This is a genomic window from Rhizobium yanglingense (genome assembly GCF_977109285.1).
This window is the reverse complement of the sequence record NZ_CDSAWY010000005.1, coordinates 1654290-1668138: the sequence shown is the minus strand read 5'-3', so window position 1 is coordinate 1668138 and position 13849 is coordinate 1654290. Positions and strand designations below refer to the sequence as shown.

Below are 13849 nucleotides of genomic sequence, written 5' to 3'. Positions count from 1 at the left end.
GTTCACGACGACGTGTCTGACGTCGGCGCTTCATCCGCGAGAGTGATTCCCGCCTGCACGAGAATACTCTTCCCGTCCGTCGTCGTCGCGATAATTCCGTCGGAATACACCTTGACCGAGGCGACAGTGCCTTTCACGGTGCCGTCGGCGCTGGTCATGTACTTGCCGATGTAGCTGCCTGCCTGGGTGAGGCTGGAGCTTGCGAGCAGCGTGTCCAATTTCGTGTTGGTCTGGATCGTCTGCTCGACCTGCGAGAAGCTTGCGAGCTGCGACATCTGCTCGCTGGCGTCCATCGGATCCGTCGGATCCTGGTTCTTCATCTGCGCGATGAGCAACTGCAGGAAGTTGTCGTAGTTGAGCGTTGCCTTCTGCTGCGCAGTCTGCGTGGTCGACGTCGTGCCGACGCTGGAAACGCCGTCTACCGCCATGGTGCGATCTCCTTGCGGATTTGCTCGACCATCGCCGGGTGCATTTCCTGGTTGTTCAAGATGCCGTCCTCGGTCGGATAGAGCGCGCGGATCGCCTTCAGCGCATCGAATGCGCGCCCCGTCGAGACGAGGCCATCGATGCGCTTCAGCTCGGCGAGAACCTCTTCGTTCTTGAAGCAGGTCAGCAGCATGGTGATCGACTTGCGGAACATCGCCGTCGACTGCTCCTTGCCTTCCGGATTAATCAGGATCATCTGCGCGATGAAGTAGAGCTGGCGCAGCGGCGTCGTGGCGTCTTCCGGCTGAAGAACATGGTTTTCAAGAAGAAACGTCACATCATTCAGGAATTCCAGCGCGACCTTGCGGTCAACGCGCAAAACCGCGCCGTTGATGAAGATTCTCTCTCCGGCTTTTAGCGAAATGCGAAGTGTACTTTTCATTTAAGTCCATCCCTGATGATGGTGGTAACGTCGATAATGCCTTGATAGTTACTCGATTGGCGTCGCCTGATCTTGTCGCATTCCTTCAAAATCCAGATTGCGATCGAAATCAGGTTGGCCCGCAGCTCGATCTGGAGCTGATTGTCGGGATGTTTGAGATCCTCGATAAAACTCACCCAAACACGCCGGGTGTAAAACAGTGCCTCAACGGATTCCCGGCTGTACTTTTCCTTGTCGCGCGCCAGCCGAGAGCAATTCGATTGACCGGTCGAGAACTTGCCGCTCCCGCTCTTTCGCGTCGGTCACCGAGTCTTGCATGACCTCGGCATAAGAGAATTGATACATTCATGCATCCTTCTTTGTATTGCGCGCCTTTGATCATCAAAGGTAATTCACTGAGGCTCAGCTGCTGTATTTTCGATACGATCGTGTAAGCCGTTTCGAGCTGCGTTTCCAAGGTCTTGACGAGGGTCGAAGCTTCGTGCAGGATCAACACCTTGGAGGTCCACGACCTTGTTGTTGATGATGGTCAGCCTCGGCATCGAGAGCGTCGTTCGCCTTCTCGACGCGCTCCTGCGACAGGCCGAGCTGGCTCTGCCTGCGTCACGAGGCCGGATGTCGCCTGCGCCGCATAGCCGATGGCGCTGCTGAGGAAACCGCGTCCATGGCATCAGCTGCCAAGGCCCTGATCGCATCAGCGCATTCGTCATCACCGTGGCCATTGCGAGGTAGCGCATGCCGTCGGAATTGGCGTTGGTGGACGATGTGATGACTTCCGAGTTGCTGATCCGGCTCGTCATGTTCTGGTTGGAGGCCTTGGACCAGCCTGTGGCCGGGTTCGTCCATGCCGCAGCGCTGAACATCGGCTCCACGGTGCTGGTCATGAAGGTATCGATTTCAGCCGCGGTCAAGGCGCTGACCGGCTTGGAAAGCCCGGTCGCGTAAGTGTTCAGGGCGGTGACGATATCGGCTTCAACGGTGGCGCTGCGATCCGTCAGTGGCGGAACGTCCGTATTGACACCGGAGAACAGGTATTCGCCGCCGGTGATCATGTTGCCGGTGTCCATGAGCTGCGAAAGTGCCGCCGCCGAGGACTGGAGAGTAACGGTGATGGCGGTCGATGCCTGGCTTCCCTTGAGCGCCGTCAGATTCTTGACCAGTGCATCACTCGCCTTCTGCACGTCGGCCAACCCGCTCTGGGACATTTCGAGACGGAGATTGACGGTGGAGTTGCTGTCCTTGAACGAGGAGATCCGATCAAGCTCGCGCGCATAGTTCACGCTCTTGGCCGCGTCGATGCCGAGCGATACGCCGATATCGGCGTAGGTTTTCGTGGTGGCTTCAATCGAAGCCTTGACCATCTGGTTCTGCGACTGGCGGATCGTCAATCGCATCGCGTTCTGAATGGCTGAACTAGAAATAAAAGAGCTCTTCATGGCTTAACTCGCTATATCCAGCAATGACTTCAACATTTCATCGATGGCGTTCAAAATCTTCGTCGCCGCCTTGTAGGATTGTTCGATGTCGAGAAGCAGCGTCAGCTCTTCGTCCAGGTTGACGCCGGTCTCGTTGGAATAGGCTTCGTCGGATCGCGAAAGCGCTGCCGCCGTGTTCTCCGTGGCACCGCTCGCGTCGCTGCGGTACTGTTCGAACCAGCCGATCGAGCTAGACGAAAAATCCATGATGCTGACATTCGAGTCGATACCCGTCACCGAGTTGAAGCCGATTACGCCGGCGCCCGGATCGAAATCCATCTTGGCGCCCATGGCCGTGTAGAGCTTGTCGAGCTGCGCGGTGTAGCCGCCATTGGCAGCGGTATTCTGATTGAACGCGGCGCCGTTGATCGAACCGTCGCGCAGCTTCATCGGATCGCCGCCCAGCGAGGTCACTACCGCCGGATTGACCGTGATGGAACCAGCAATGCCGTCGATGATCGTGGCCGTCGTCGGCGTTCCGCCCGGAAGCCCGCTCGGCAACGTCCAGGTAAAGAGACCCGGCAGCGTGCTGGTTCCGGCCGTGTTCGTTTCCGAAAATAACGCAACGAGACCCTTGGCGATTTCGTCGAGCTGGGATTGGAATGTCGGCGCGACGTCGTCACGAAGCTGGAGAAGCGCCTGGAGACTGCCCTGCGCCGACGTCGTGCCGCCCGAACCCTTACCGAGCGCCACGCCATCGATGTAAACGCCGTTGCCGTCGGTGGAGGCGCCGTAGCTCTGGGTCGGCTTGAAAGTCACCGCGCGCGGAATGGTCTCGAAGAGCGTCACCCCGTCCGAGGTATACAGTACCATGTCGTTGTTATCGCGGGTGACGGTCGTGACGCCCACGATCCCCGAAATCTGCTTGAGCAAGGCATCGCGCTGGTCGAGCGCTTGCGACGGATCCGCACCGGAGGACGTGGCAGACTTGACGGCGTTGTTTGCGGTCTCGAATTGCGCCAGCAGCTCATTCAGCTCTTCTACGGAATTTGCAATCGATTTGTCCGCATTCATGCGCACCTGCTGGACAGCGTTGGTCGCATTGTTGAGCGAGTTCACGACGTCCTGCGCCGCCGTGATGGCGCCCTGGCCGGCGATCGTGCTGTTCGGTGCGGCTCTAAACGCGCTAAGCTTGTCACGAAAGACCGCAAGGTAGGTGGAGGGCGCCGTCTCGTAATCGTTGCCGCCGATGACGGACTTGATGTCTTCCAAGCCGTTCAAGAGGGTCTGCTGGGCACTGTCTTGAGAATTGCTCTTCAGGTACTGGCGCAGGAGAGCATCTTCCTGCGCACGGTTGATCTTGACCACCTGCGCGCCGTTCAAGGAGGTGGTGAGCATCGCCTGCCGACGCACATAATCCTTATTGCCGGCATTGGCGATATTGTTCGATACGACGCTGCTTTGAGCGCCTGTATTGTTGAATATGCCCTGTGCCGTATTAAGTGCGGAAGTGAGCGACATGGCTTAGCCGTTACCTTACTTATCTCTTGAGATTGACGAGGACGTCCATCAAGTCCGAACCCGTCTGGAACACTTTCGAGTTTGCCGTATAGCTGCGCTGCAACTCGATCATTTCCGTGAGCTCGCCCGCCATATCGACGTTCGAGCCTTCAAGCGCGCCCGATTGGATCTTTCCGAAGCCACTCGTCTGCGGGAAGCCGGTGACGGTGACGCCGGACCTGCCGTTCGCTGAGTAGACGTTGCCGGACATCAGCGTCAGCAGATCGGGGCTCGGCACGTTTGCGAGCGGGATCTGGAAGACGGGCTTGGTGCTGCCGTCGTCGTATTTCGAATACACCACACCATCGGCGTCGATGGTGAGTATCGACCGGCGAGTTCGCGCCCTGTCCATTCGACGTTACCGGTGCCGGACCAACTGTCGCCGACCTGCGACAGATCGAGGCTCATATTGATGGTGAGACCCGTCACCGGATCGATGATGTCCGTGGCGCTGGTATGCGTTGCATCCGTCAGCATCTGCCCCGAGCTGTCGAAATATACCCGCTTCACGTCAACGGCAGCGGAAGAGGTACGGGAAGGAGCTCGTGCCAGTCGCGGCCTTGTCGGCGTTGCGGAATACGGCCATTTCCCATTCGTAGGCGGTGCCAGTCGGCGGCAGCGGCGCCACGGTCGTTACCGGGACCTTTGTGAAGTAGATGTCGTACATCACCTTGCTGCCGAGCTTGTCGTAGGTGACGATCGAATATTTCTGCGTATCGGATGTGGCCGTTGCGTTGTTTGCGCTCGGGAGCGTCTGCCGCAGTGGTTTCGATGGGCGAAGATGGCTTGAGGTTGCCCGTCCACGTACCATTCGCCGTCGGCACGGCTTCCAGTTTCTGGTCGCCGAGGACATTGATCGGAACGAGGCCGTCGAAGCCGTTGACGACGACGGCGGGAGCGGACGAAGCCATAAGGATAGCCCATCAGCGTGAAGCCCGCCGAGTTGACGAGGTTGCCTTCGTCGTCCTTCGTGAAGTCACCGGCGCGGGTCAAGACCGGCGTGCCGTCGGCGCCCTGCACGATGAAAAAGCCGTCGCCGGAAATGGCGAGGTCATAGCCAGAAGTCGTGTAGGAGATGTCGCCTTGGTCGGAAACAGCCTGACGGATGGACGTCTGCACACCACCGGAATTGTAGTTGCCTGCCGTGGACGGCAGGACCAGAGAGGAGAAGGCCGTCGAGACAGCCTTGTAGCCGGTGGTATTTGCATTCGCGATGTTGTCGGCAACGGTGCTCAGGCGGTTTGCCTGTGCGTTCATCCCCGACACTGCCGTCTTCATGCTGCCAAAAATGCTCATCTGAAAACCTCGTTTTCCTGTGATAGCTTGGAGAGTATTTGGCGGGCCTTGCGTGAAGCTGTCTGTAGCGGAGCTGCCTGAGCGAAATATTGAAAGGCACGTTTCCGCGGCGCCAGGCCCGCCGCTAAAAATCAGTTCCAGTCGATGCAGTAGCCGAGGAAGCGCTTCGAATCGACCGGGTCGAAGCCGAGCTTCTTGCGCAACTTCTTGCGCAGCTTGGAGATATGGCTCTCAACGACATTCTCTTCGACTTCCTCGTCGAAGATGCCGTAGATGGCGTTGAAGATCTGGGTCTTGGTGACGCGGCGGCCGCGGTTGGCGATCAAGTATTCCGAAAATGCGGCGTTCGCGGCGAGGAAGCGCAAAGACTTCACCGTTGATTTCCGGATCGCGGCCGTCCGAAAAGACGCGGATCGCGCCGATATCGGTGTGGGTCGAAATCGCTTTCAGGCGGCGGCGGATTGCAGCGGCGCGCGCCAGGATTTCACGGGGGTGCACTGGCTTGCGGACGACATCGTCGACGCCGCAATCAAAAAGTGCAAGGGTGTTTTCGAGCGAAGTGCTGGTCGCTGACCGCAATCACCGGCGCCATGGGAGCGATCCCGGATCGCCCGTGGCAGCTCTAAGGTCTGCGCTGGCCCTGGCCGATCAGGAAAGCTTCGACAGCCGCGATATCGGAATCCGCCGCCGTTTGCACCCACTCGCCGAATTCCGCTTGGATCAAAGCCGGTCGAGGGAATGCCCTCGCGGCCAAACAGTGATGTGTAACCATCTTTCACGAGCTCACGCTCATCAACCACTACGATCATTCGTCCGCCTCCGAATCAGTGTGGCACCTCGATGATCTATGGGTACGAATCGCACAAATCTGGGACAAGCTGCTGGAACTCAATGGCAGGAATTAATAGTTGATTAAGAATCTGGGTACCGATTTGCTCTATATGTAGTATGCCTGTCTCAGTTATGCACACAAAAATTTCGTGGAAAAGTTAACAGGCGGGTAAATTAGGACTTGTGAACCCAATTTTCGTGCCAGATTCCTGCCACATTATGGCACAATTCCGTTTTGTTACGCCATTTTTCTATTTTTGCTTGCATCAGTTATCGGCAGAAGTTACTCGCATTGGGAGTCCACTTGCCATAGCCGGTAGCGACGAGATTGGCGATCACGCGGCAGACATACCGCTTCTGCGCAGGGTCGTTGTTTGGTCCGGCGTGGTATCTGGCTACCGCCATCGTCCAGGTTTCATGCCGGTCGTGAAGATTGCGAAGGAACTTCGCCGCATATTCGACATTGCGGTGCGGGTCGAACATCGCTTCTGCCGAGCTGAAATTCTCGCCATGAAAGTAATGGTTGATCTGCATGCAGCCGATGTCGATGAGCTTTGCCCCGCTTTTTCGCGCCGAATAAAACTGCCTCATGGCGTCCAGCTCGGAAGGCGGGAAGACTGCCTTGCCTTCTATGTTCAGCGCAAAGGGATAAAGCGAACCTTTGCGTCCGGTTTCCGTCAGGCCCACGGAATAGAGAATGCCTTCCGGTATGCCGTATTTAGCGGCAGCAGACTGGATTTCCCTTTCGCAGGCACCGTTGGCGGCGCGCGTCTCAGAGGTAAACGCTGCCAGAAGTGCCGCCGCCAGAAGCGCCAGGAGCAGCATCTTCAACATTTGTCTCCCCTGCCCCATTAAGGCCTCCATTGCCCCGCTGTGCTGTCTGGGCCTGGCGCTCGCGCGCTTCACCGCCCTGCCCCTGCTGCAGGGATTGTTGCTGGGAAGACTGCTCTTGCGCATTTGCCTGGTTCCCCGCGTCGGGCTTTTCTACCGGCGCCATGCTGATCGTGACGTTGTCGATGGCATAACCCTGGCTGCGAAGCACCTCGATGATCTTGCCGTGATCTTCCTTGAGCTGCCGATAGGCCGCACCGGTTTCGACCTTCAGATCGACGTTCAGGGCATCGCCGGAAAGGCGCATCGTTGCCGTCACGAGGCCGAGGTCGATCGGCGTCATCTGGATCTTCAAGGTGTTGACGACCTTGCCGGTGCTCGTCCATTCGGCCGCGTTCGACAGTGCGGAACTCGGCTGCATCGCACCCGTCCACTCCCTGTCGCCAAGGATTGCAGCGGTCACGGATGCGGAATTCTGCGCGAGGCCGATATAGCGGCGTAAATCGAGAACCGTGACGTTTTCGATATCGCTCTTCGCCTTGGCGGCGGACGCTTCCTGGTCAGCACCGATACGGATGTCCATGGACTCGCCGCGCCCGTCCGCGCGGCTCAAACGGAACGTCTTTCCATCAAGATTGGCTGCGTCTTCCACGGCCGGCATCTGCGCGTCGCTGGCGCTGATCGCCGCCAGCGCATCGGCCGCAGGCGCAATACCAGTGCCACGGCCGGCACCCTTTTCCTTGCCGGCCATATCGTCCTTGGCATTCACATGGGCTGCAGCCAGGAATGCCACCGGGATCACCGTATCCGTGGCATCCTTGTTCAAAAGACCAAGCGCATCAGAGACAGACGTCGCATCCGACGAAGGGCCTTCATCGGCTCCGGCCTTGCTCTCCAAGGGCTTTGCCGATTTTTCGTCTTCTGCGACATGTGCATCTTCCGCGACTTCGCCGGCGTCTTCCTTGATTTCGAATTTTGCCGAAGTCGTATCGACGCGGCTTTTCATCTGATCCTTGCCGGATTTGCCTGTGACGATTGCAACCGTCTGAGGCTGCGTCGCGGCCTGTTGTTTCAACGATGCATCGCTGAGAGCGATCATCGGCTTGCTGCGAGCGCGATCGCGTAGACTGAGAGCGATACTGCCGGCAGCGCCTTCATCGACTTCTGTTTGGGCATCATCAGTCGCAGGGGCCCCAGCAGGCTCGCCGCCGGTACTGTTTTGCGGACTGTTTCCTGCCTTCGAAAGCACGTCCGAAAAGCCGCCATTACCAGCGTCGCCGCCCTTGGCTGCCGGACCATTGCCTCTGGCGGCTGACGACGCCTCGGTTGCGGCCGCTCCCCCGTAACGCTCATATCGATCATTTCAATTGCTCTCTTGGCTCAAGAGACCGTCGATTTCATCGAGTTTCGAACGGCTCGTCGTCACAAACGATTTGAATGACGGGTCAGCCTCCTGCCCTGCACCGTCCGGCATCAGCGCCGGCGCCGCCCCATCGTCAGCAGGCTTGGAGGGCGCCGCGATCTCTGCGGGCTGGGATCCGTCGGCCGAAGATACGGCTGCCTGTTCAGAAGTAATTTCTTCATTAGCAGGTTTAGAATCGGACGCTTGTGTCAGGCTTGCCGGATCCGGCGGCTGCAGCACCTGTTCGGCGATTGATTTGGCCGCAGCGCGTAGCGCGCGGTCGCGCGCGGAGAGCTCGCTGTCTGCAACGCTGCTGATGCTCCTTGCGGCCGCACCCACGTCGGGCGTGGAGACTAAGGCCATGTTGCCGTAGAAATCCGCGAGCGCGCCGAGCGCATTGTTCGGTTCGCCGGCAAGCGATTGCGCGTATGCGGCTGCCGTCCTCGCAAGCTCCGCCTTGCCGGCAATACCGGCGGCGCGCGCAACGCGCAGATAGACCTCGCGCCGCCGCGACTCGTCCATGAAGGAGACGATGCTGACAATATCTTCCGTCTCCACATGGTCGTGGTCGACGACAAGCTTGACGAAAAGATCGGCGAACTGGCTCGCATAGGGCGAATGGAGGAACCGCCGAACATAGCGCTGCGAATAGGCAAGCCCCTTGTCAAGGAGACCCCCCTCGACGCAAATTGCCACCGAGCGGCGCAGGGCCGCCTCTTCGACGATCGTTCCGGGCGCCGAGAGCCGCGCCTGATCATAGAGCTTGAGCGCTTCGCGCGGGCTTCGCGCCACCATGACGTTGCCGCCGACAAGCGCGAGATAGGGACCGATCTTCTTGTCGCGGTACTCATTTGCGGTATCGACCAGTGTCTTTGCAACGAGCAGGCCCTTGCCGCTCAGGTACTTGCGCAAGACATCGGTTACACGAGTGTCGAAATAGCCGTTCACGTCCACGGGCGATCAGATATTCAAGCGTGGCCGGATTGCCGCCGCTCATGGCATAGACGAGTGCGGCATCGACATTGCGGTCATCATCGAAGACGTGAGGCATCCGCACTGCGCAGGCGCTGATCGATCGTGCCGAGCATGAAGCGCTGCATCTCCGCCGCCGAATGATCGCCGAGGGCGACCGAGTCCTGTACGAACTGCAGCGAACGCAACATCTTGTACGGCGCCAGGTTCGCCTGATCCTCATCCGCAGCGACGGCTGGCGAAGCGATCGCCAGTGCGAGAGCCAGGAGAAGATGCCGGTGCTGCGGGCGCGCCATGAGACTATCCTTGATCCGCCTGAACCAGGATTTCGATGCGGCGGTTGGCGGCATTGAATGGATCGTCGGCCAACTTCAGCCTCCGGTCAGCAAAGCCCGAAACCTGGGAGACGCGCTTCTCGTCCACCCCGCCTCGAACGAGCATGTAATAGGCTGCCTTGCGCACGATCCATGGAAAGACGCCAGTTCTCATTGTCGGCGCCCTTGTATTGCCGGCCGTCCGTATGGCCGCGGATCACGACTGCGCCCTGACGGCTTTTCAGGATTTCGCCGATCTTCTCCATCGCCAGCACCATTTCCTTACGGGGAACGGCCGAGCCGATATTGAACATGGAACTGTCGTTCTGGTCGGCCAGGCTGACGAGCAGGCCGCCCTCTGCTGCAGTGACGGTCAAACCCTCCGCAAGCTTGCCCGCAATACCGCTGATCTGCCTGGCGATCTCCTGCTGCAGTTCCTCGGCCTGTTTCTGCACGTCGGCGAGCTTCGGTGCATCGGCAGGCTGCTGTTGGCCGGGTTTTTGTGCCTCGGCTGCGGCTTCACCTGATTTTTCCGGCAAGAGCGCGCTTTTGTCCTGCGCTTCGCCTGCTGCGGCGGACGCCTGATCTGCGGTTGCGGGCTTGAGAGCCTCTGCCTTCGCCAGTTCCGTCGCATCGGGCTTCTGTTGGGGGTCGGCCTCGTCGGCTGCGGCCGGTTCGGCCTTGTCGGCATGCGTGACCTCGACCTGTTTTGTCCAGAAATCCGGATCGAACGGATCGCGATACGCCTTTCCGCCATCAGCCCCGGTTGCGGGACCCGAATCGCTTGCTCCGCCCTCGCCTTTCGCGCTGACATTTGCCTGCTGGCCGACTTCCTGGGCGATTTCGGCAAGAACCGAATAGGGGTTCTCGAAGAAATCGGCTTCGGAGTAATTCTTCTGGTCGCCTGAAGTCGACGTCTGATCGTCACCATTCGCGGCCGATGCGCCTTTGGTGGGTTCTTCTTCCTCTTCTTTCGACTTATCCTGCTTCCGATCGCCATCGGCCTGGTCGACGGGCTTCTTCAAGCCCTTCTCAGTGGGCTTCTCATCGGCAAGTTTGATCGGATTGAAATAGGTGGCGACGGAGGCCTTGGTTTCCTCGTTCGCTGCATTGACCAGCCACATGACGAGGAAGAACGCCATCATCGCGGTCATGAAGTCGGCATAGGCGATTTTCCAGGCGCCGCCATGCGCGCCGTCATGATCGCCGCCGCCATGTCGCTTGACGATGATGACTTCGTTCCTGCCGTGGTGATGGTTTTCGCTTTCACTCATTCAAGAACCTTCTTCAGGCTGGCAGACCAGGCGGAAATGCGCGTAACCAACACGGAATCGCCGACGTCAACAGAGAGATCGACGTCATCGGATTCCTGATGACGCAGCAGATCCGGCCTTTCACCCATTTCGCCCTTCAGCAATTCGAAAAGCCGCGCCGGGCCTTTAACCGTCATCGAACCTGCCGCTCCTTCCAGGATCGCTTCGCGTAGCAAGGCTGCAAGACTTGAGACCGCCTGGACGGCAAGCGCTTGCGTCAGCATCGGCGCAATCGCTTTCGCGGTTGCCGCACTTACGAGATTTGCGACCTCCGCCGCGATCTCATCGAGACGGCGTGCAATCACTGCTGCCGTCTCTTCTTCATACCTTGCCGTCAGTTCTTCAATCTCGCGCTGGTGCACAAGCGCGACCGTCTGCGCCTCCAACTCGTATCGCTCCGTCAGCTCGGCCGTCGCTGCGGCATAACCCTCGCCATAGGCCTCACGGCGCTCGGCTTTGACATCGACCGCAGGCTCTTGCGGGATGTCCGGAAAACCGCCGAAGACTTCGTCGGCGAAGTTGTCCGTATCGACGACCGGTGCGGCAGGTTTCGTCTCACCGAAGTCCTTCAAATACCGAGTAAGCATAGCGCTCATTGAAACCACCCGGCATCTGCAATCAATTTCGACATGCGCATCCCGCCTTGCACGAACCAAACACTCACGCCGGCAACGGACGCGAAGGCATTCTTCAGCCTTCGCACGGCTCAAACAGCGTTTCTTCTTCAGACTAGAAACCCAAACTTGTGCGAGGATGAATGGCAGGCTCCACGCCTGCCGTTCAGGCCGACACTACTCGAGCAGGATCAGGACCTTGCTCGCGGACGTGTTCATGACAGAAAGTGCTTCGGTTGCCATATCGCGTGCTGTTTGAGCTGCGGACAGGCGGACCGACGCTTCGTCCATGTCAGTATCGACAAGGGCGCCTATGCTTGTCTTCAGCGACGTCGAAAGCGTGGCGACGAAATCCTGTCGGTCTTCGATGCGGGAATTCATCGTGCCAAGGCCCGCGGCGGTGGCATTGAGGCTGGAAAGGATATTGTCCAATACCGTCAGCATGTCCTGCAGGTCCTGCGACGTCGAGTTTGTGGAGATCGATATTTCGGTACCAGCCGCCGACGTCGTCGAACCCACATCGAGCAGATAGTAATTGCGGGCCGGCACCGCGTCCGGATCGGCGCTGATCGATTTCGTCAGAAGACCGCGGCTGGCGTTGTTCGTATCGATCATGATCGTATTGGCTGCCGGGTAAGTAATATTCTGCGGGTAATATTCACCGTTCGGACCGCGGACGAAGCCGCCGATGACCGACCGTTGCACAGGTGCCGTCGCATCTCGGTTCAACAGCCAGTTCTCACCGGAAAAATTGACGGAATTCACGGCACTTTCCAGCTGTGACTTATACTGCTCCATCGTGACGCTGAGCTTGTCGCGATCATTGGCAGGGTCGGTCGCCGATACGACGGTTTTGCGTATCTCCGAGACCACGTCGATAAGCGAGGTTAACGCAGTATAGGCGGTATCGACCTTCGCGGCACCGAGACCTAGTGCATCGCCGACCGTCTTCAACGCGTTTTCGTCCGACCGCAGGGTGGTTGCCGAAGCCCATGAGGAGGCATTATCCGCCGCAGTCTCGACGCGCAGCTCCGACGATACCTGCCGCTGAACGGTGTCGGCTTCCTTGCTAACGCCGCGAAGAACAGTGAGCACGTTCAACGCGCCTACGTCTGTGATCGTGTAGGCCATCGATTAATCCCTGAAATACAATGAATGGGACAGGCCGGATTGCCGGCAGCGACTTAACTGGCTTCATGCCGCCGGCTGGTCCCTCCAGGCCGGTACGTCGCAAACAAATCAACTCTACAATGAGGTTAACCCGACATTTACCTTGACGGCAAGAGCTTGAACGCATCCCCCGAACGCACCGGCAAGCTTGACGCAAGCTCTTGATTTCCAAAATCGAAATCGCGCCATAACGGCGCGATTTGCTGTCTGTTATTGCGGCCGCAAGCCGCCGCTTGCCAGGATCTGTGCCTGGCTTAGCTTCAACCTGAAGCTTAACTGCGGAAGAGCGAGAGAATGTTCTGCGCGCTGGAATTGGCAATCGACAGCGACTGGATCGCTAGCTGTTGCTGCGTCTGCAATGCCGTCAGCTTGCTGGATTCCTCTTCCATGTTTGCATCGACGAGACGGCCGACACCCGAGTTCGATCGAGTCGCTGAGCGCTGAGACGAAATCCTCCTGTAGCTGGATGCGTGTCGAGATCGACCCGAGCTGCGAGGCTGCCCTCGTCATCGCCTCGAGGCCGAGTTCGACGGCCGTCAGAGCGAGTGAAATCCCCTCCGTTCCGAAGGAAGTGATGTCCATCGAGTAGATTGAACCGATGGTCCCGTTCGAAGAGCCGATAATGCCCGACGAGGTTTCGATTGCGCCACCGCTCACGCCAAACAGAACGTTGCCGGTCGACGAGGAGTTCGAGCTTATAGTCGGTGGTCGTAACGGAAGTGTTTCCGTTGCCGTCGCGGACGAAGGAGGAGACAACGCTTTTCGTTTCGTTGCCTGCGACCCAGTTTTCGCCGGAGAAGGATGCGGATTGCGCAATGCTGAGGAGCTGCGCCTGCAGCTGCTTGATCTCTTCCTGGATTTTCGTTCTGTCGACACCCTTCTCGGTCGCTGCAACCAGCTTGGCCTTGATTTCTGTCACCACGTCGACGGCGCTGTCCATCGCAGAATAGGCAGTGTCGACCTTGGCGGCACCGAGGCCCAGAGCGTCGGAGACCGCCGAAAGCGCCTTATTGTCGGAGCGCATGGTCGTTGCGATCGACCAATAGGCGGCATTATCGGCTGCTTTTTCTACGCGATAACCGGATGAAACATGATTTTGAGTTTCCTCCAGACTGTCATTGATGGCGCGCAGCGTCTGGAGAGCGGCCATTGCAGCGACATTGGTCAAAATACTGGTCATAAAATGATTGCCCCTTGTTGGCATATATTGGGAAGGGACATTCCGGACTACCGGGAGCGGCGGTCAGCTTTCATGCCTGTTAA

Annotated in this window: 7 protein-coding genes and 7 pseudogenes; all 14 read right to left on the bottom strand. The window is 58.6% G+C overall.

Annotation, left to right across the window (positions count from 1 at the left end):
• Nucleotides 1-2: 2 nt before the first annotated feature.
• Nucleotides 3-428: a flagellar hook assembly protein FlgD gene (gene flgD / locus ACW4PC_RS17990; protein ID WP_074066695.1), complete on the bottom strand. Its 426-nt coding sequence runs from the start codon at nucleotides 426-428 to the stop codon at nucleotides 3-5.
• On the bottom strand, nucleotides 419-868 hold the full coding sequence (flbT, locus tag ACW4PC_RS17985; protein ID WP_022717181.1) for a flagellar biosynthesis repressor FlbT: 450 nt from the start codon (nucleotides 866-868) through the stop codon (nucleotides 419-421). Before flbT ends, flgD begins: the two co-directional genes overlap by 10 nt.
• Nucleotides 865-1213 (bottom strand): annotated as a pseudogene (gene flaF, locus ACW4PC_RS17980) (flagellar biosynthesis regulator FlaF). The gene flbT and the pseudogene flaF overlap by 4 nt, the downstream one beginning before the upstream one ends.
• 47 nt (nucleotides 1214-1260) lie before the next feature.
• Nucleotides 1261-2262, bottom strand: a complete 1002-nt coding sequence (locus ACW4PC_RS17975) for a flagellar hook-associated family protein (RefSeq protein WP_455874660.1) — start codon at nucleotides 2260-2262, stop codon at nucleotides 1261-1263.
• A gap of 45 nt (nucleotides 2263-2307) precedes the next feature.
• The gene (gene flgK, locus ACW4PC_RS17970; RefSeq protein WP_455874659.1) at nucleotides 2308-3804 is read right to left on the bottom strand and encodes a flagellar hook-associated protein FlgK; all 1497 of its coding nucleotides are present in this window, start codon (nucleotides 3802-3804) and stop codon (nucleotides 2308-2310) included.
• A 19-nt stretch (nucleotides 3805-3823) separates the two neighbouring features.
• Nucleotides 3824-5139 (bottom strand): annotated as a pseudogene (locus ACW4PC_RS17965) (flagellar hook protein FlgE).
• Between the two features lie 131 nt (nucleotides 5140-5270).
• Nucleotides 5271-5948 (bottom strand): annotated as a pseudogene (gene rem, locus ACW4PC_RS17960) (transcriptional activator Rem).
• A gap of 292 nt (nucleotides 5949-6240) precedes the next feature.
• On the bottom strand, nucleotides 6241-6795 hold the full coding sequence (locus ACW4PC_RS17955) for a lytic transglycosylase domain-containing protein (protein ID WP_455875051.1): 555 nt from the start codon (nucleotides 6793-6795) through the stop codon (nucleotides 6241-6243).
• Nucleotides 6743-8163, bottom strand: a pseudogene (locus tag ACW4PC_RS17950) (flagellar hook-length control protein FliK). Before ACW4PC_RS17950 ends, ACW4PC_RS17955 begins: the two are co-directional and overlap by 53 nt.
• Nucleotide 8164: 1 nt before the next feature.
• Nucleotides 8165-9471, bottom strand: a pseudogene (motC, locus tag ACW4PC_RS17945) (chemotaxis protein MotC).
• A gap of 4 nt (nucleotides 9472-9475) precedes the next feature.
• A pseudogene (locus ACW4PC_RS17940) lies at nucleotides 9476-10763 on the bottom strand (MotB family protein).
• Nucleotides 10760-11398, bottom strand: coding sequence for a hypothetical protein (locus ACW4PC_RS17935; RefSeq protein WP_455874658.1), 639 nt, complete (start codon nucleotides 11396-11398; stop codon nucleotides 10760-10762). The pseudogene ACW4PC_RS17940 and the gene ACW4PC_RS17935 overlap by 4 nt, the downstream one beginning before the upstream one ends.
• A 195-nt stretch (nucleotides 11399-11593) precedes the next feature.
• Nucleotides 11594-12547, bottom strand: coding sequence for a flagellin N-terminal helical domain-containing protein (locus ACW4PC_RS17930; protein WP_455874657.1), 954 nt, complete (start codon nucleotides 12545-12547; stop codon nucleotides 11594-11596).
• Nucleotides 12548-12858: 311 nt separating this feature from the next.
• Nucleotides 12859-13766: pseudogene (locus tag ACW4PC_RS17925) on the bottom strand (flagellin N-terminal helical domain-containing protein).
• Nucleotides 13767-13849: the final 83 nt, after the last annotated feature.